Source organism: Streptomyces sp. col6, from assembly GCF_008042035.1.
Classification (GTDB): Bacteria; Actinomycetota; Actinomycetes; order Streptomycetales; family Streptomycetaceae; genus Streptomyces.
In genome coordinates, this window is the sequence record NZ_RDBL01000029.1 from 441,100 (window position 1) to 459,494 (window position 18,395).

Annotated in this window: 14 protein-coding genes and 2 pseudogenes; 2 read left to right on the forward strand and 14 right to left on the reverse strand. The window is 74.1% G+C overall.

The features are described from left to right. Nucleotides 1-101: 101 nt before the first annotated feature. Nucleotides 102-968, reverse strand: coding sequence for a class I SAM-dependent methyltransferase (locus tag EAO73_RS31265; protein WP_147974875.1), 867 nt, complete (start codon nucleotides 966-968; stop codon nucleotides 102-104). Between the two features lie 136 nt (nucleotides 969-1,104). Between EAO73_RS31265 and EAO73_RS31270 the strand changes: the two genes are divergently transcribed. Next, nucleotides 1,105-1,689, forward strand: a complete 585-nt coding sequence (locus EAO73_RS31270) for a TetR/AcrR family transcriptional regulator (RefSeq protein ID WP_191134291.1) — start codon at nucleotides 1,105-1,107, stop codon at nucleotides 1,687-1,689. A gap of 78 nt (nucleotides 1,690-1,767) precedes the next feature. Here EAO73_RS31270 and EAO73_RS31275 read toward each other — a convergent pair whose 3' ends face one another. From EAO73_RS31275 to EAO73_RS31315, 9 genes and pseudogenes are all read right to left on the reverse strand, one after another. After that, a complete protein-coding gene (locus EAO73_RS31275; protein WP_147974876.1) occupies nucleotides 1,768-2,640 on the reverse strand; it encodes an NmrA/HSCARG family protein in 873 nt (290 codons plus the stop codon). Nucleotides 2,641-2,781: 141 nt separating this feature from the next. Continuing rightward, on the reverse strand, nucleotides 2,782-3,522 hold the full coding sequence (locus tag EAO73_RS31280) for a phosphotransferase family protein (RefSeq protein ID WP_147974877.1): 741 nt from the start codon (nucleotides 3,520-3,522) through the stop codon (nucleotides 2,782-2,784). Between the two features lie 68 nt (nucleotides 3,523-3,590). Then, a complete protein-coding gene (locus EAO73_RS31285; protein ID WP_224756530.1) occupies nucleotides 3,591-4,145 on the reverse strand; it encodes a GNAT family N-acetyltransferase in 555 nt (184 codons plus the stop codon). A 200-nt stretch (nucleotides 4,146-4,345) separates the two neighbouring features. Continuing rightward, on the reverse strand, nucleotides 4,346-4,822 hold the full coding sequence (locus EAO73_RS31290) for a hypothetical protein (RefSeq protein ID WP_147975408.1): 477 nt from the start codon (nucleotides 4,820-4,822) through the stop codon (nucleotides 4,346-4,348). A gap of 44 nt (nucleotides 4,823-4,866) precedes the next feature. Beyond that, entirely contained in the window at nucleotides 4,867-6,456 is a 1,590-nt protein-coding gene (locus EAO73_RS31295) for an AMP-binding protein (RefSeq protein WP_147974878.1), read from the reverse strand. A gap of 78 nt (nucleotides 6,457-6,534) precedes the next feature. Next, nucleotides 6,535-7,695, reverse strand: a complete 1,161-nt coding sequence (locus EAO73_RS31300; RefSeq protein ID WP_147974879.1) for an acyl-CoA dehydrogenase family protein — start codon at nucleotides 7,693-7,695, stop codon at nucleotides 6,535-6,537. After that, the gene (locus EAO73_RS31305) at nucleotides 7,692-9,650 is read right to left on the reverse strand and encodes an acetyl/propionyl/methylcrotonyl-CoA carboxylase subunit alpha (protein ID WP_147974880.1); all 1,959 of its coding nucleotides are present in this window, start codon (nucleotides 9,648-9,650) and stop codon (nucleotides 7,692-7,694) included. Before EAO73_RS31305 ends, EAO73_RS31300 begins: the two co-directional genes overlap by 4 nt. Nucleotides 9,651-9,658: 8 nt before the next feature. After that, nucleotides 9,659-11,257: an acyl-CoA carboxylase subunit beta gene (locus EAO73_RS31310; protein WP_147974881.1), complete on the reverse strand. Its 1,599-nt coding sequence runs from the start codon at nucleotides 11,255-11,257 to the stop codon at nucleotides 9,659-9,661. Further along, nucleotides 11,254-12,800 (reverse strand): annotated as a pseudogene (locus tag EAO73_RS31315) (acyclic terpene utilization AtuA family protein). The gene EAO73_RS31310 and the pseudogene EAO73_RS31315 overlap by 4 nt, the downstream one beginning before the upstream one ends. 50 nt (nucleotides 12,801-12,850) lie before the next feature. Between EAO73_RS31315 and EAO73_RS31320 the strand changes: the two are divergent. Further along, nucleotides 12,851-13,033 (forward strand): annotated as a pseudogene (locus EAO73_RS31320) (carboxyl transferase domain-containing protein); the annotation flags it as partial. Here EAO73_RS31320 and EAO73_RS31325 read toward each other — a convergent pair. From EAO73_RS31325 to EAO73_RS31340, 4 genes are all read right to left on the reverse strand, one after another. Continuing rightward, nucleotides 13,034-13,828: a TIGR03084 family metal-binding protein gene (locus tag EAO73_RS31325; RefSeq protein ID WP_147974882.1), complete on the reverse strand. Its 795-nt coding sequence runs from the start codon at nucleotides 13,826-13,828 to the stop codon at nucleotides 13,034-13,036. It abuts the pseudogene before it with no gap. 112 nt (nucleotides 13,829-13,940) lie between these two features. Next, on the reverse strand, nucleotides 13,941-14,144 hold the full coding sequence (locus EAO73_RS31330; protein ID WP_147974883.1) for a hypothetical protein: 204 nt from the start codon (nucleotides 14,142-14,144) through the stop codon (nucleotides 13,941-13,943). Between the two features lie 159 nt (nucleotides 14,145-14,303). Beyond that, complete coding sequence (locus EAO73_RS31335; protein WP_147974884.1) at nucleotides 14,304-15,266, reverse strand: EamA family transporter; 963 nt, start codon at nucleotides 15,264-15,266, stop codon at nucleotides 14,304-14,306. 147 nt (nucleotides 15,267-15,413) lie between these two features. Then, complete coding sequence (locus EAO73_RS31340) at nucleotides 15,414-18,257, reverse strand: FAD-binding and (Fe-S)-binding domain-containing protein (protein ID WP_147974885.1); 2,844 nt, start codon at nucleotides 18,255-18,257, stop codon at nucleotides 15,414-15,416. Between the last annotated feature and the right edge of the window lie 138 nt (nucleotides 18,258-18,395).

Consider the following 18,395-nt stretch of genomic DNA (forward strand, 5'->3'; position numbering starts at 1 on the left):
CCGCCGCAGGCGGCGCGGCGGGGCGGGGCCGGACGCCACAGGCGGCACGAGGCGGGGCGCCCACAGGCGGCGCCGGGCGGCGCCCCCTGCGGCGGTGGCCGTCAGAGCCGGTCCGCCAGTGCGGCCGGGCGGTCCGCCGTGACCAGCCACGACGTGCTGCGCAGCCGGACCGTGCCGTCCGCCGCCTCATGGGCGCGCAGGTGGCCCGTGAGGACGTCGCACGCCCGGGTGCGGGATGCCGCGTCGGCCTGCTGCATCAGATACCGGCCGGGGCCCGTGCCCAGCAGGAAGTCCGCCGCGTCCTCGGCACCCGCGCCCCATGTCCCGTAGGCCTGGGCGCGGTTGACGGCGACACCGGAGAAGCCGGCCGCCGTCAGGACCTCGCGGATACGGTCCGGGGCGGCCAGCGAGAACATGCCGGGGAGCCCCGGCTGCCCGAAGTCGCCCACCGGGAGGACGTCGCGCAAGGACGCCATCGCCGTCACCCACTCGTTGAGCACGGCGTCGGCCGGACAGACGAAGGCCAGCCGCCCGCCGGGGCGCAGAGACCGGCCGATGGCGCCGAAGGCCGCCACGGGGTCGGCGAAGAACATCACCCCGTAGCGGCTGATCGCCGAGTCGAACGAGCCCGGCTCGAAGGGGTGCGTCCGGGCGTCGCCCTGGACGAAGGACACGTTGCCGACACCCTCCCCCTCGGCCCGGCCCCGCGCCTCGGCCAGCATCGGGCCGGACAGGTCGAGGCCCGTCGCGTGCCCCCGGGGCGCCCGGAACGCGGCGAGGCGGGTGGCCTGTCCGGCGCCGCAGCCGACGTCGAGCGTCCGGCCGTCCGCGATGATCCCGGCGGCATCGAGGAGCGGGGTGTTGAAGCCCTCGTTCACGGCGTTCCAGCGGTCCTGGTTGCGGGCCCAGTGGGCACCCTCCGGACCGTTCCACGCCTGCGCCTGCTCGGTGTTGACGATGTCCTGCACGGGTTCCCCCTGGGTGGACGACGAAGAATGGGCGTACGCCCAAACAGTATGGGCAAGCGCCCAAACTGGCAATCCCGGCTACCATCCGAAGCGGTCGCGCCCATGAGGGCGGGGGAAGCGGAACGAAGGAAGGCCCATGTCACCGCGCGGAGTGGCGACGCCGGACGTGCGCGAGCGGCTGTTCGCGGCGGCCGAGCGCATCGTGGAGAGGGACGGGCCCGGCGCCCTCACCAGCCGGTCCGTCACGACGGAGGCGGGCTGCGCCAAGGGGCTCCTGCACACGCACTTCGAGGGGCTCGACGAGTTCGTGGCGGAGCTGTGCCTGGACCGGTTCGCCCGTACGGCCAGGAAGGCGCGGGCCCTGTCGGCGCTCACCGGGCAGGGCACGGTGGCGGGGAACCTGGAGGCGGTCGTCCTCGCCCTGTTCGCCTCCGGCGGCCCCGCCATCTCGGGCCTCGCCCTGACCCGCCCCGCCGCCGCACTGCGCTTCCGCGAGGCCCTGGAGGCCGGCGCTCCGGGCTTCTCGGCGATCCAGGAGGCCGTCACGGACTACCTGAGGGCCGAGCAGGAGGGCGGCCGGGTGGCGAAGACCGTGGACCCGCCCACGGTGGCCCTCGCCGTCGTCGGCACCGCCCACCACCTCCTGATGACCACCTGGCCGGGCGGCCCGGACCCCCGCCCGGCGATGGCCCGGCTGGTGGCGGTGCTGGTGGCGGGCTGAGCGGTTCCCGGGGCCACGGACCACGGGGGCGACCGGTCCGGGGCCCCGGCGACACCGGCCCTCACCGGAGGGCGGCCCTCACCGTGAGGCCAGGGGCGTGCTCCAGTGCTCGTCGACCCAGGTCTCCAGGGTGACCGGCGCGGGCAGGGCGCGGCGCAGGTCCCTCACCTCCGCCCGGAAACCGACCTCGTTGAACCAGGTGAACATGGCGGCCATCTCCTCGCTGAACGCGCGGAGTTGCCCGATCGGCTGGGAGACGAAACGCACCGGCCGGCCCGCCGCACGGGCGAACACCTCGGCGATCTGCGGCCCGGTGAGTTCGTCGCCGGCCACCTCGACGATGCGGCCGAGGTAGTCGGCCGGAGCGTCGAAGGCGGCCGCCGCGAGGGCGCCGATGTCGTCGGGGCTGACCATCGCCAGTCTCGTACGCGGATCGAGCGCCAGGGTGAGTGTCAGCTCGTCACCGTCCCACCGCGGGCCCAGGCCCTCGAAGTTGGAGAGGAAGAACGTCGGTCGCAGGACGGTCGCGGGCAGCCCCAGGGCCTCGATGTGCCGCTCGATCTCGCCCTTGCTCGCGAAGTGCCGTACGTCGCCGGCGCGGTCGGCGCCGTCGACGGAGCTGTACACGATGTGCGCGACCCCCGCCCGGACGGCGGCATCCGCGACCGCCCTGCCCTGCCGGATCTCCCCGTCGAAACCGTCCGGCCCGTCGAAGGTCTGCACGCTGAACACCCCGTACGCGCCCGCCAGCGCCGCGTCCAGGGAGACGGCATCGTCCAGATCCCCGCGTACCAGCACCGCCCCCGCCTCCTTCAGCGCGAGCGCCCCGGGCTTGTCCGGGTCGCGCACCAGCGCCCGTACGGTCCAGCCCCGGCCCAGCAGAGCACGGGCGACGGCACCGCCCTGCTTCCCGGTCGCGCCGGTGACCACGATGACTCGGTTGTCGGACATGGGTGTCCCTCCTGATACGGGGCCCGCCTTCGGTGCGGCGCGCCGGGCACAGGTAGACGGTGATCCCTCAAGCGCGGTTGAGGTCAAGTGATGCCGGCCACCGTCCGGAGCGAGGCGCGAGGCACCCATGCCGCACCCCCGTCACATCGCCGCCCTCAGCACATCCAGCTCGCACCCCGGCGCCGCCGGGTCGAAGCCGTGCTCGGTGAGCCAGCGGTACGCGGTCAGGGCGCGCAGCGACCACCACCCCCGGATGACACCGGGGTCGACGTCGGTGCCGTAGCCCGCGAGGAGGTCGCCCAGGCGCTCCTCGTGGCCGAGCGTCAGGGTGGCGAGGTCGAACAGGGCGTCCCCGCGCGCCGCTTCGGACCAGTCGATGATGCCGGTGACCTCGTCGTCGCCGTCGACGAACACGTGCGTGATCTGGAGGTCGCCGTGGATGAACGCCGGCTCCCACGGGCGGAGCGCCGCCTCGGCCACCCGGCGGTTGCGGGCGACCAGGTCCGCGGGGAGGATCCCGCGCGCCAGGAGCAGCCCGCACTCGCGCTCCAGCTCCGCCGCCCAGTCGTCCACGCTCCGCCCGGCCCGCGCCGGCAACGGCGCCTCGTGCAGCGTCCGGATGACGGCCCCCGCCCGTTCCCACGCCGCCGGTGACGCGGGCGACGGCTCCCCGAGGCGGCCGAGCGCCGTGCCCGGGAGCGCGGCGACGGCGAGCACGTGCGGCTTGCGCCACAGCACCGCCGGGGTCGGGACCGGCGCCAGCGCCATCGCCTCCGCCTCGATGTCGATACGTGCCTGATCGGCGTCCACCTTCAGGAACATGTCACCGACGCGCAGGGTCGTACGCTCGGAATGGGCTACGACGACTCGGACCTCATCCATGACGCCCAGTCTTCCGGCCGACGGCCGCCGATCGCACCGGGTTTGCATCCCTGTGTACGGCGGGTCCGTCAACGCCCCCCGACGCGCTCGTGGTTCCAGACCGGGACCGTCGTGGTGCCCTCTTCCCAGTCGCGGCGCAGGATCGCGTACCCCACGGAGTCGTGGACCGTGCCGTCGGCGGCCGGCCACGCCTCGCGGTAGTGCGCCTCCTGCACGTATCCGCACCTCCGGAACGTCCGCCGCATCGCCGTGTTGTCCTGCCGCGTGTTGCCCTCGACCCGGCGGACCTGGGGGAACTCGTCGAACACGTACCGCGTGAGCCAGGTCAGGGTCTGCGCGCCGAGGCCGCTCCCCCGGCGCCCGGAGCGGATACGGAGATCGAAGAGCGGAGCGTTGTCGCACAGGTCCATCAGGCGCACGAAACCGACGCGTTCGCCGTCCCGCGTGACCCAGAACGACCGGTTGTCGTCGCCCCCGAACCGGCCCTCGTCGATCCACCGCCGGGCCTCGGTCGGCTCCACGACGTCGCGCCCGTGGAACGGCCAGGTGTCTCCGGAGAGGAAGGCGACCAGCTCGTCCGCGTGGGCGGGCTCGAAGCGTTCGTACGTGATCCCCATGTCCATGGGTGCACTGTATGGACGGGGTCCGGCAGCCGGGCACCGATTTTTCCGCCCACCGGCGAGGGGCGGCCGTGCAAGCCCGGCAACGGCACGCGAACGCGCGGGCTGCGGCACCGGGCGGGGAAGGCGTTCCCCTCGACGCCGACCCCGCGCTGCGCGACCTGCGCTGGGAGACCTGGCCCGGGAGCCTGCCCGGCGGCGTTTCAGCCCAGCCGAGCGGCCCCGTCGGGCCAGACGACCTCGACCGGCAGCCCCCGCTCCCCGGCCTCGGCCACGGCGTCGGCCGTACCGCCCCGGCCGTTGCCCGGCCGCCCGTCCCAGACGGCGACGAGCCGGTCCGCCCGGCGGAACAGTTCACGGTTCGCGGCTGCGTACGCTTCCCCGTCCGCCTTGGCGTACGGCATCACGACCACCTCGGCGGCGGCCCGGCGAAGGCGGTCGAACTCCCCCGCGCGGCCCGCCTCGGCCTGGACCTCCCGATAGTCCCGCGCCGGCACGACGACGACCAGCCGGCCACCGAGGTCCAGGACGACGTCGGCGAACAACGCGTCGGCCCCCTCCGCGACGCAGGACACCCCGGTCAGCCCGTCTCCGGCGTACGCGCCGAGCAGCGCGACGAGCGCTTCCCGCACCAGCGGCACGCTCCTGCCGGTGAGGTCCCTGTGCCCGGTCACCGCGATGACGGCCGTGGGTTCCGGACCCCAAGGGCCGGCGGACCGGGCCGTCACCCCCGCCCCGCCTGCCGGTCCCGCAGCTCCCGGCGGAGGATCTTGCCCGATGCCGCGCGGGGTATGGCGTCCGTGAATTCCACGCCGCGGATCTTCTTGTACGGGGCCACCCGCTCCGCCACCCACGTCATCAGGGTGTCCGCCGTCAGGGCCGTGTCCGCGCCCCGCACCACGTAGGCCTTCGGGAATTCGTTGCCGTCGGGGTCGTGGGCGCCGATCACCGCCGCGTCCGCGACCGCGTCGTGGGCGAGGAGCAGCGCTTCCAGTTCGGCGGGGGCCACCTGGTAGCCCTTGTACTTGATGAGTTCCTTGACGCGGTCGACGACGAAGAGCCAGCCGTCCTCGTCGGTGCGGCCGATGTCGCCGGTGTGGAGCCAGCCGTCGGGGTCGATCATCGCGGCGGTGGCGTCGGGGCGGCCGAGATAGCCCTTCATGACCTGGGGACCGCGGATCAGGATCTCGCCGGGCTCGCCGGGCGGGGCGTCGCGGGACGGGTCGTCCAGGGAGACGATCCGCATCTCCGTGTTCGGGAGCAGCGTGCCGACCGCCCCCGGTGGCGGGTTCTCGGCCGCGAGCGGGACGACGTGCGTGCCGGGGGACAGTTCCGTCATCCCGTACGCCTGGCGGACCGGGGGCAGGCCGAGGCGGCGGGAGCAGGCCGTGGCCAGGTCCGCGTCGAGCGGGGCGGCGGCGCTGACGATGTACTCCAGCGAGGACAGGTCGTAGCGGTCGACCACCGGGTGCTTGGCGAGGGCCAGGACGATCGGCGGGGCCACGTACAGGCCGTTGATGCGGTGCGTCTCGATCGCCGCCAGGAACTGCGCCAGGTCGAAGCGCGGCAGGACGACGACCGTGGCGCCGGTGCGCAGCGGGGCGTTCATCAGGGCCGTGAGGCCGTAGATGTGGAAGAAGGGGAGAACCGCGAGGATACGGTGTCCCTCGCCCAGCGGCACGAACGGGCTCAGCTGTTCCAGGTTCGTCGCCATCGAGCGGTGCGTGAGCATGACGCCCTTCGGGGCGCCGGTGGTGCCGGAGGAGTACGGGAGCGCCGCGACGTCCTGTGCCGGATCGACGGTCACCATCGGTTCGGGGGCGGTCGTGGTGAGCATGTCCAGGATCGACGCGTGGCCCTCCGCGTGGTCGCAGACGAAGATCTCCTCGATGCCGCCCACGAGTTCGGCGGCCCGGCGGGCGACCGCGAGCAGCGGGGACACCGTGACGATCCAACGCGCGGAGGAGTCGCCGAGCTGTTTGGCGAACTCCTCGGCCGTGGCCAGCGGGTGCACGGTCGTGACCGTGGCGCCGGCGCGGGTCGCGGCGTGGAAGACGGCCGGGTACGCGATGGTGTTGGGGCTGTGCAGGGCGAGCACGTCGCCCTGGGCGACACCGGCGGCGGCGAGGCCGGCGGCGATCCTGCGGTGGAAGGCGTCGAGCTGCGCGTAGGTGAGGCGGCTGCTGTCGTCGGTGCCGTCGATCAGGGCGACGGTCTCCCCGAACCGCTCGGTGGCGTGCCCGAGCACCGCGTCGTGGATGGCGAGATCGAGGGGCTGGACGTCGGGGTAGTCGCTGCGGAACACGTGCGCCATGGCGGGGGTCGGTCCCTTCGGTGCGGTGTGGGTGCGGGGGCGGCCGCCGAGGACCGCTCCCGTACAACAGTGGGCCGCTCAGTACGACTTGGGGAGCCCCAGGGTCTGGTGGGATATGTAGTTCAGGATCATTTCCCGGCTGACCGGCGCGATCCGGGCCACGCGGGCGCCCGTGATCAGGGAGGCGAGCCCGTACTCGCGCGTCAGGCCGTTGCCGCCCAGTGTGTGCACCGCCTGGTCCACCGCCTTCACGCACGCCTCGCCCGCCGCGTACTTCGCCATGTTCGCCGCCTCGCCCGCGCCGAAGTCGTCGCCCGCGTCGTACAGGCGGGCGGCCTTCTGCATCATCAGGCGGGCGAGTTCGAGTTCGATGTGGGCCTGGGCCAGCGGGTGGGCGATGGCCTGGTGGGCGCCGATGGGCTCCTTCCAGACCTGGCGCGTCTTCGCGTAGTCGACCGCCCGGCCCAGCGCGTATCGGCCCATACCGATGCCGAAGGCGGCGGTCATGATGCGTTCGGGGTTGAGGCCGGCGAAGAGCTGGAGCAGGCCCGCGTCCTCGTCCCCCACCAGCGCCTCGGCCGGCAGCCGCACGTCGTCCAGGACGAGTTCGAACTGCTTCTCCGGGGCGTGGACCTCCATGTCGATCTGGTTCCGCTGGAAGCCGGGCGTCTCGCGCGGGACGATGAACAGGCAGGCCTTGAGCTTGCCGGTCCGCGCGTCCTCGGTGCGGCCGACGATCAGCGTGGCGTCCGCGATGTCGACGCCCGAGACGAAGACCTTGCGGCCGGTGAGCAGCCAGTCCACGCCGTCGCGGCGGGCGGTCGTGGTGATGCGGTGCGAGTTGGAGCCGGCGTCGGGCTCGGTGATGCCGAACGCCATGGTGAGGGAGCCGTCGGCGAGGCCCGGGAGCCATTGCCGCTTCTGCTCCTGGGTACCGAAGCGGGCGATCACCGTGCCGCAGATGGCGGGCGAGACGATCATCATCAGGAGCGGGGAGCCGGACGCGCCCAACTCCTCCAGCACGATGGACAGTTCTGCCATTCCGGCGCCCCCGCCGCCGTACTCCTCGGGGAGGTTCACGCCGAGGAAGCCCGCCTTCGCGGCCTCCGCCCACAGCTCGCGGGGGTGGGCGCCCTCGCTGACGAGGGACTGCATGTACTCCCGGCCGTAGCGCTTCCCGAGTGCGGCGACGGCGGCGCGCAGGGCCTGGTGCTCTTCGGTTTCGAGGACGGTGCTCATGCGGGCTGCTCCTCAGAGGGGTCGGTGACTACGGCGAGCAGGGCGCCGACCTCCACCTGGAGGCCGGGCGCGGCGTGCAGGGCGGTGAGGGTGCCGGAGGCGGGGGCGAGGATGCGGTGCTCCATCTTCATCGCCTCCAGCCAGATCAGCGGCTGCCCGGCCTCGACGGCGGCCCCCTCCGCGAGGCCGTCCGCGAGGCGGACCACCGTGCCGGGCATGGGGGCGAGCAGGGAGCCGGGTTCGGTGCGGTCGGCGGGGTCGGTGAAGCGGGGCAGGGCGGTGAACGTGTACGCGCCGGAGGCGGTGTCCACGTAGACCTTGCCGTCGGCCGGGAAGACGTCGAAGTGCCGGGTGACGCCGTCGTGTTCGAGGGTGGCGCGGGCGCGGCCCGCCGACACGACGCGTATGCCGTCGGTGCCGACGGTCAGGCCGCCGTCGCGGGTCGGGCGGTACGTGATCTCGTGTTCAGCACCGTCCGGTTCGCTGCGGTAGCGGCGGATCTGGGGCTGCGAGGGCAGGTTGCGCCAGGCGCCGAAGCGGGCGAACCCGCCGGCGGTCGTCCCGGTGGTGTTCCGGGCCGCCTCCACGACGGCCGCCGCGGTGGCCGCGAGCCGGACCGCCGCTTCATCCGCCGGGGCCGTCAGCTCCGCCAGGTGCCGCTCGTAGAACCCGGTGTCCAGCCGGGCGCCCACGAAGTCCGGGTGGCGCAACGACCGGACGAGGAGGTCGCGGTTGGTGACCGGGCCGTGGATGCGGGCGCGCTCCAGGGCGCGGGCGAGCAGCCGTACGGCCTCGGTCCGGGTCGGGGCATGGGCGATGACCTTGGCGAGCATCGGGTCGTAGTGGACGCCGATCGTGTCCCCGCCGGTGTACCCGGTGTCCAGGCGGACGCCCGGCTCGTCCGGCACCTCCAGCGAGAGCAGTACTCCGGTCTGCGGCTGCCAGTCACGCGCCGGGTCCTCCGCGTACAGCCGGGCCTCCACGGCGTGCCCGGCCGGGGGCGGGGGCTCGGCGGACGGCAGCGGCTCGCCCTCCGCGGTCCGGAGCTGGAGCGCGACGAGGTCGAGCCCGAACACCGCCTCGGTGACGGGGTGTTCGACCTGGAGGCGGGTGTTCATCTCCAGGAAGTACGGCCGCCCGTCGGCCGCGACCAGGAACTCGACGGTCCCCGCGCCCCGGTAGCCCACGGCGCGCGCGGCGGCCACCGCCGCCTTGTGCAGCTGCTCCCGCAGCTCGTCCGGCAGGCCGGGCGCCGGTGCCTCCTCGATGACCTTCTGGTGCCGCCGCTGGAGCGAGCAGTCGCGGGTCCCGAGCGCCCAGACCCCGTCGTGCTCGTCGGCCATCACCTGGACCTCGACGTGCCGGCCGCGCTCCACGTACGGCTCGGCGAATACCTCGCCGTCTCCGAACGCGGACAGCGCTTCGGCCGCGGCTGCGGTCAACTCGCCGGGCAGATCGTCCAGTTCCCGTACGATCCGCATCCCGCGCCCGCCGCCACCGGCCGCCGCCTTCAGCAGCAGCGGCAGGTCCTCGGCGGTCGCGGCGGACGGGTCCACGGGGGCGAGGAGCGGCACCCCGGCGGTGGCCATCAGCTCCTTGGCGCGGGTCTTGGACGCCATCAGCTCGATGGCCTTGACGGGCGGCCCGATCCACCGCAGCCCGGCGTCCTGCACGGCGGCGGCGAAGTCCGCGTTCTCGGAGAGGAAGCCGTAGCCGGGGTGCACGGCGTCCGCCCCGGCCGCCAGCGCGGCGGCCACGACGAGATCGCCGCGCAGATACGTGTCGGCGGGGGCCGCGCCCGGCAGCCGTACGGCGGTGTCGGCCTCCCGGACGTGCAGCGCGCCGGCGTCCGCGTCGGAGTACACGGCGACGGTGGCGATGCCGAGCGCCCGGCAGGTGCGGAAGATCCGGCAGGCGATCTCGCCCCGGTTGGCGACGAGCAGGCTGGTGATCACTTCACTCCTCACATCCGGAAGACGCCGAAGCCGCCGCGGGCGCCCTCGACCGGTGCGGTGTGGATGGCGGACAGGCACAGGCCGAGGACGGTCCGGGTGTCGCGCGGGTCGATGACCCCGTCGTCGTACAGCCGCCCGGACAGGAACATCGGCAGGGACTCGGACTCGATCTGCTGCTCGACCATGGCGCGCAGGGCGGCGTCCGCGTCGTCGTCGTACGGGCGGCCCTTCGCGGCGGCCGAGGCGCGGGCGACGATGGAGAGCACCCCGGCGAGCTGCTGCGGGCCCATGACGGCGGACTTGCTGCCGGGCCAGGCGAACAGGAAGCGCGGGTCGTACGCCCTGCCGCACATGCCGTAGTGCCCGGCGCCGTACGAGGCGCCCATCAGGACCGAGAGGTGCGGGACCCTGGAGTTCGACACCGCGTTGATCATCATCGCGCCGTGCTTGATGATGCCGCCCTGCTCGTACTCCTTGCCGACCATGTAGCCGGTGGTGTTGTGCAGGAAGAGCAGCGGAATGTCGCGCTGGTTGGCGAGCTGGATGAACTGGGCGGCCTTCTGCGACTCCTCGCTGAACAGCACGCCCTGCGCGTTGGCGAGGATGCCGACCGGGTAGCCGTGGAGCCGCGCCCAGCCGGTGACCAGGCTCGTCCCGTACAGCGGCTTGAACGCGTCGAAGTCCGAGCCGTCGACCAGCCGGGCGATCACCTCGCGCGGGTCGAACGGCACCTTCAGATCGCCGGGCACGATGCCGATCAGCTCGTCCTCGTCGTACTTCGGCGGCTCGGCGGGGCCCGGATCGGCGTGCGCCTTGCGCCAGTTGAGGCGGGCGACGATGCGGCGGGCCTGGCGCAGCGCGTCGTGCTCGTCGACGGCGAAGTGGTCGGCGAGCCCGGACGTACGGGCGTGCATCGCGGCGCCGCCGAGCGATTCGTCGTCGCTCTCCTCGCCCGTGGCCATCTTCACCAGGGGCGGTCCGCCGAGGAAGACCTTGGACCGTTCCTGGATCATGACCGTGTGGTCGGACATGCCGGGGACGTACGCGCCTCCGGCGGTCGAGTTGCCGAAGACCACCGCCACGGTCGGGATGCCGGCGGCGGAGAGCCGGGTGATGTCGCGGAAGAGCGCCCCGCCGGGGATGAAGATCTCCTTCTGGGACGGCAGGTCGGCGCCCCCGGATTCCACCAGGCTGATGCACGGGAGCCGGTTGGCGAAGGCGATCTCGTTGGCCCGCAGCGCCTTCTTCAGCGTCCACGGGTTGGAGGCGCCGCCGCGTACGGTCGGGTCGTTGGCGGTGATCAGGCACTCGACGCCCTCCACCACCCCGATCCCGGTGACCAGCGAGGCTCCCACCGCGTACTCGCTGCCCCAGGCGGCGAGCGGCGACAGCTCCAGGAACGGCGTGTCCGGGTCGATCAGCAGCTCGATGCGCTCGCGGGCGAGCAGCTTGCCGCGCCCCCGGTGCCGCTCGACGTATTTCTCGCCGCCGCCCTCAAGCGCCTTGGCGTGCGCGGCCTCCAGCTCGGCGAGCTTGTCCAGCATGGCGGCCCGGTTGGCCGCGTAGTCGGGGCTCGCGGTGTCGAGCCCGGTGGGCAGGACGGTCATGCGGGCACCTCCAGAAGGGTCACGGGTATCTCCAGATGGCGGGCGCGCAGCCACTCCCCCAGCGCCTTGGCCTGCGGGTCGAAGCGGTGCTGCGCGGCGACGCCCTCGCCGAGCAGCCCGTGCACGGTGAAGTTCAACGCCCGCAGGTTGGGCAGGACATGGCGTACGACGGTGAGGCCGGCGGCTCCGGCAGGGGCGGCTGTCCGACGTCGTGCAGCTCTTGGGTCCGTACGGGAGGGGCGAGGGCCCGGCGCGTTCCGTCGGGGAGTACGGCTACGTGCTCCACGTCCCCCGCCGGTACGTACCGCGCCTCGAAGACCCCGTAGGGGGCACCCTTTCCGGGCGGGGCGGTGACATGGAACCCGGGGTAGCTGCCGAGAGCCAGCTCGATCGCGGCTCCGGACAACGCCCGCCCCACGGGGTCCTGTTCGCGGTCCCGGACGACCAGCCGGAGCAGGGCGCTGGCGGTCTCCTCGGTGCCGGCATCGGGTTGGTCCGTACGGGCCAGCTCCCAGCGGACCTCCTCCGGCCGCTGTCCGGCGCGCGCGAAGGCGTCCGCGAACTGGTCCTGGACGAGCGCCGCCTTGGCCTCGATGTCGAGTCCGGTGAGGACGAAGACGACCTCGTTGCGCCAGCCGCCGAGCCGGGTGAGCCCGGCCTTGAGGGTGGGCGGCGGGGCCTCGCCGCGTACGCCGGAGATCCTGACCCGGTCGGGGCCGTCCTGCGTCAGCCGTACGGTGTCGAGCCGGGCGGTGACGTCCGGCCCCGCGTACCGGGCGCCGCCCGTCTCGTAGAGGAGCTGGGCGGTGACGGTGCCGAGGTCGACCACGCCGCCGGTGCCGTCGTGCTTGGTGATGACGGAGCTGCCGTCGGCGTGGATCTCGGCGACCGGGAAGCCGGGGCGGCGGATGTCGTGGGCGCGGAAGAAGGAGTAGTTGCCGCCGGTGGCCTGCGTCCCGCACTCCAGGACGTGCCCGGCGACGACGGCCCCGGCGAGCGCGTCGTGGTCGTCCGGGCCCCAGCCGAAGTGGGCGGCGGCGGGGCCGGTGACGAGGGCGGCGTCGGTCACCCGGCCGGTGACGACGACCTCGGCACCGGCCCCCAGGCAGGCCGCGATGCCCGCTCCCCCGAGGTAGGCGTTGGCGGTGAGGAACCCCTCCGGTACGGGGATGCCGTCGCCCTCCACATGGGCGACCCGTACGGGGACCCCGACCTTCTCGGCCAGTTCCCGTATCGCGTCGGCGAGCCCGGAAGGGTTGAGGCCGCCCGCGTTGGCGACGATCCTCACCCCGCGCTCGTGGGCGAGCCCGAGCCCTTCCTCCAGCTGCCGCAGGAAGGTGGAGGCGTACCCGCGCGCCGGGTCCTTGAGGCGGCTGCGGCCGAGGATGAGCATGGTCAGCTCGGCGAGGTAGTCCCCGGTGAGGACGTCGAGGGGGCCGCCGGTGAGCATCTCGCGCAGGGCGTCGAAACGGTCGCCGTAGAAGCCGGACGCGTTACCGATACGGAGGGGCGCAGGGGCGCCCGGCTCACTGGGGGCAGCCACGGGCGCGGTTGCCTCGGGCGCCCCCGCCCCCGGTGCCGCTCGACGTATTTCTCGCCGCCTGGGGCAGCGAGTACGCGGTGGGAGCCTCGCTGGTCACCGGGATCGGGGTGGTGGAGGGCGTCGAGTGCCTGATCACCGCCAACGACCCGACCGTACGCGGCGGCGCCTCCAACCCGTGGACGCTGAAGAAGGCGCTGCGGGCCAACGAGATCGCCTTCGCCAACCGCGCCCCGTCACCGCTCCGCCTGCGGCGCGCGCCCCGCCCCCGCCGGGCCGGCGAACGCCTGGGCGATGTCGAGCCAGGCGTCCGCGTCCGGGCCCTGTGCCCGCACCGCCAGGTCGTCGCGGTGGGCGCGCTGGGTGACCAGCAGGCAGAAGTCGTGCAGCGGTCCGGTCACCCGCTGCCCCGCGCCCTCGGGGCCGTACGCGATCAGCTCGCCGCCCGGCGCCTCCAGTTCCACCCGGAACTCCTCGGCGGGCGCCTGCTTCCCCCGGACGAGGAAGGCGTAGTCGCGGGCCCGGACGCCGATGCGGGCGACGTGCCGCAGACGGGCTGTGGGGGTGCGGGTGACCCCCAGGGCGTCGGCCACGTCCTGGCCGTGGGCCCAGGTCTCCATGAGCCGCCCGGTCGCCATGGACGCCACGCTCATCGGCGGCCCGTACCAGGGGAACTTCGTGCCGGCGGGGGCCGCGCGCAGGGCCTCCTGCAAGCGCTCGCGGCCTTCGCGCCAGCGGACGAGCAGCGCGTCGGGGGCGTACGCGGCGACGATCTCCTCGGCGGCCCGGTCGACGAAGCCCTCCGGGTCCTTCATCGCCCTCGCCACCTCGTCGCCGAAGCGGTCCGGGTCGGTGACGGAGATCAGCGCGACGTCGTCGGTCCAGCTCAGGTGGGCGATCTGGTGGGCGAGGCTCCATCCCTCGGCGGGGGTCGCCCCCGCCCACTGTCTCGCGGTCGCCCCGGCGACGAGCAGATCGAGCTCCAGGCTCTCGCTGCGCAGATCGTCGAGCACGGCTGAGGCATCGGACACGGTGCGCTCCCCTCGGGGCGTGGCGGTGTGCCCGGGAGCCTGCCAGCGGAACGTAAAACAATCAAGCATGCTTGCATGATTTTTACCCCGGGGCCTGCGGCCCGCCCTCCGGTCAGCGGGCGTGGCGCTCTGCGGCGGCGTGCCACCAGCGGGGCGGAGACGCGCCGGTCACCCGGGAGGCCGGCTGGTCAGGATGCAGCCCGAGCCGCCGCAGCGCTTCGGCGCGCACGTGGACGTCGAACCAGCCGTGCCACTGCCCGTCCGGGCCGACACCGCAGGCGAGGTCGAACCGGATCTCGTCCGGGGCGAAGGGCATCCAGTCGATGCCCCGTTCCCGCAGTCAACCGCGCACGGCCGCCATCGGCGAAGGGCGGCCCGGCAGGTTCTCGTAGGCGGCGACGGTGATCCACTCGGCGGGCGGGGTGTCCATGCGCCCATGATGCGGGGCGCGGGGGCGGGCGTCGAGGCCCACCCGCTACCGCTTCGAGGCGCCCCGCACCTGGCTGCGCACCGCGCCCATGCTCGCGCCGATGACCAGTGCGATGGCGAGGGCGTCCGTAGTGGAGAGGGCCTGGTGGAGGACGAGGAAGCCGGCCATGGCGGCGATCGCGGGTTCCAGGCTCATCAGGATCGCGAAGGTGGGCGCGGGCAGGCGGCGCAGGGCGATGAGTTCGAGGGTGTACGGGAGGACGGAGCTGAGCAGCGCGACGGCCGCGCCGAGCCCGAGCGTCGTCGGGACGAGGAGCTTTGATCCCGCGTCCATGATGCCGAGCGGCAGCGAGAGCAGGGCGGCGACCACCATGGCCAGCGCGAGCCCGTCGGCCTGCGGGAAGCGGCGGCCGGTGCGGGCACTGAAGACGATGTACGCCGCCCACATCGCCCCGGCCCCGAGGGCATAGGCGGCGCCCACCGGATCGAGCCGGTCGAAGCCGCCGCCACTGAGCAGGACGACCCCGCCGAGCGCGAGGACCGCCCAGACCAGGTTGACCAGGCGGCGCGAGGCGATCACGGACAGGGCGAGCGGGCCGAGCACCTCCAGGGTGACGGCGGCGCCGAGCGGGATGCGGTCGGCGGCCTGGTAGAACAGCGTGTTCATGCCGCCCATGGCGATGCCGAAGGCGACCACCGTGCCCCAGTCGGCGCGCGAGTGGCCGCGCAGCCTGGGCCGGCAGACGACGAGCAGGACGAGCGCGGCGGCGGCCAGCCGCAGCGTGACGACTCCGAGCGCCCCGGTCCGGGGCATCAGCAGCACCGCGATGGCGGCGCCGAACTGCACGGACAGCGCGCCCGCGACGACCAGCGCGACCGGGGCGAGCGCGGCCCGCCGCCCGCCGGACCGGGCGCCCGGTTCACCGAGGGCCGGGGTGGCGACCGCCTCCGGCACGGTGACGGCGGCTGCGGCGGCTGCCGGTTCTGCGGCGGTGGTCTGGTCGTTCACCCGGGGCCTGTCTCTCCTGATCATCCATGAACAACGAGAGTGCATCAAGCTGCACTACCCGATACACGGTACTGCACTTCTCCGATGCGGTCCGCCTCTCCACGGTAAGGACTCGCGCAAACGGTTTGATGCGCCGGGAGACCGCCCTCAGGGCCGGCCCTCCTCCAGCCCTTCCGCCAGCAGCTCCGCCAGGTGCCGTCCCCGTACGCCGCCCAGCTGGTCCAGCTGGGTCCGGCAGGAGTAGCCGTCGGCCAGGATCTCCGTGCCGGGGGCCGCGTCCCGGACCGCCGGGAGCAGCCGGTCCTCCGCGCAGGCCACCGAGACGTCCCAGTGGCCCCGCTCGTAGCCGAAGTTTCCGGCCAGCCCGCAGCAGCCGCCCGCGAGCTCGCCGGTCAGGCCCGCCCGCTCGCGCAGCCGGCGCTCCGCCGCGTCGCCGAGGACCGCGTGCTGGTGGCAGTGGGTCTGGCCGGTGACCGGGCGGTCCAGGCGCGGGGGCTGCCAGTCGGGGGCGTACGCCTCCAGGTACTGGGCCAGGGTGTGGACGGAGGCGGCGAAGCGGGCGGCGCGCGGGTCGTCCGGGAGGAGTTCGGGCAGGTCGGTGCGGAGGGTCGCCGCGCAGCTGGGTTCCAGGACGATCACCGGATCGCCCAGCGCGCCGCCCAGCCGGTCCAGCGTGCGGCGCATCACCCGGCGCGCCGGGTCGAGCTGCCCGGTGGAGACGTAGGTGAGGCCGCAGCACAGCCCCCGCCCGGCGGGGAGCACCTGGCGGCCCGCCGCCTCCAGGACCGTCACCGCGGCCCGTCCCACCCCGGGCGTCAGGTACTCGGTGAAGGTGTCGGGCCACAGCAGGGCCGGCCGGTCGCCGGGGCCGGGCCGGGCGCCCCGGTGCCGGTCGAGCCACCAGGTGAACGTCTCCCGGGCCAGCGGCGGAATCCCGCGTTCCGGTGCGATGCCCGCCAGCCGCTTGGCGAGGGCGGCGAGCGGGCGGACCCGGGCGAGGGCGTTCAGCGGGCCCGCGAGGGGCGCGGCGAGGCGGAGCCAGAGCGGCAGCCGGCCCAGCGCGTAGTGGGAGGCGGGGCGCGGCCGCCGGCGGTAGTGGTGGTGCAGGAACTCCGCCTTGTACGTGGCCATGTCGACGCCCACCGGGCAGTCGCTGCGGCAGCCCTTGCAGGACAGGCAGAGGTCGAGCGCGTCCCGTACCTCCGTGGAGCGCCAGCCGTCCGTGATCAGGCCGCCCGCGTCCCCGGCCAGCATCTCGTGCAGCAGCCGGGCCCGGCCGCGGGTGGAGTGGGCCTCCTCGCCGGTCGCCCGGAAGGAGGGGCACATCACGGACGGGCCGGCGGCCGTCTCCGTACGGCACTTGGCGACGCCGACGCAGCGGCGGACGGCGGCGGAGAAGTCGCCGTCGTCGTGCGGGTAGCCGAAGGCCACGTCGACGGGTTCGCGGGGCAGGACGCCGAAGCGGAGGTTGTCGTCCAGGCGGGCGGGGCGGGCGAGGATGCCCGGGTTCATGCCGCCGTCCGGGTCCCACAGGTCCTTGAACCGGACGAAGAGGGCGACGAGTTCGTCCCCGTACATCTTCGGGAGCAGTTCGGCGCGGGCCTGGCCGTCGCCGTGCTCGCCGGAGAGCGATCCGCCGTGCGCGACGACGAGCGCGGCCAGGTCCTCGGAGAAACGGCGGAAGCGGGCCACGCCCTCGCCGGTCAGCAGGTCGAAGTCGATGCGGACGTGGATGCAGCCGTCGCCGAAGTGCCCGTAGGGGGTGCCGCGCAGCCCGTGCTGAGCGAGCAGGGCGCGGAAGTCGCGGAGGTAGCCGCCGAGCCGGGCGGGCGGCACCGCGCAGTCCTCCCAGCCGGGCCACGCCTCACTGCTGTCCGGCATCCGGGTCGCCGTGCCGGCCGCGTCCTCGCGGATGCGCCACAGGGCCCGCTGCCCGGCCGGGTCGGTGACGACGGCGGTGTCCACGGCGTCGGCGTAGGCGGCCCGGACGAGGCGTTCGGCGTGCGCGCGGGCCTCGGCCGGGGTGGCCCCGCCCGTCTCGACGAACAGCCAGGCCCCGCCGCGCGGCAGCCCGGCCGGTTCGCGTACGAGGTCGGCCGCCATGCCCTCCACGGTCAGCGGGTGGTACGGGAGGAGGCCGGGGGCGGCCTCGGCGGCGGCGGACTCGTCGGCGTATCCGAGGACGGCGAGGGCGCGGGCGGCGGGCGCCTCGACCAGCCGCACGGTCGCCTCCGTGACGACGCCGAGGGTGCCCTCGCTGCCGCAGAACGCGCGGGCGGGGTCGGGGCCGTTCTCGGGCAGCAGGGCGTCCAGCGCGTAGCCGGAGATGCGGCGCGGGAGGGCGGGGAAGCCGGTGCGCAGGAGGGCGAGGTGCGCGGCGACCAGTTCGCGGACGCCGGGCGGGCCGGGCGCACCGCGCTCCAGGCGCAGGGTGTCGCCGCCGTAGCGGGCGACGGTCAGGGCGTGGATGTTGTCGGCGGTGGTGCCCCAGGCGACCGAGTGGGAGCCGCAGGAGTTGTTGCCGATCATGCCGCCGAGGGTGCAGCGGCTGTGCGTGGAGGGGTCGGGGCCGAAGGTCAGGCCGTGCGGGGCGGCGGCGGCCCGCAGGTCGTCCAGGACGGTCCCGGGCTGCACCACCGCCGTACGGGAGGCGGGGTCCAGCTCGACGACGGACCGCAGATGGCGGGTGAGGTCGAGGACGACGCCGGTGCCGGTGGCCTGCCCGGCGATGGACGTACCGCCGCCGCGCGGCACGACGGGCACCCCGTGCGCACGGCAGACGGCGAGGGCGGCGGTGATGTCGGCGGCGTCGCGCGGGGCGACGACACCGAGCGGCACCCGCCGGTAGTTGGACGCGTCCATCGTCGTCAGCGCCCGCGCGGTGGCATCGAAGGCGACCTCGCCGCGCACGGCGGCCCGCAGCTCGCGGACCAGGGCGTCAGGGGCGGCGGGTGCGCGGGTGCCGGGGTGCGGGGCGGGGCCGGATGCCATCCGTCCAGGATGCCGTCGAAGATCGCCGGACGCGGGGCAACACGACATTATTCAGTCGGAATTTGACAGGTTGAAAACACAAACAGAACAGAGGTCACCACAAGTTCTTCCCAAACAGTTAGTCAATTCTCATATAGT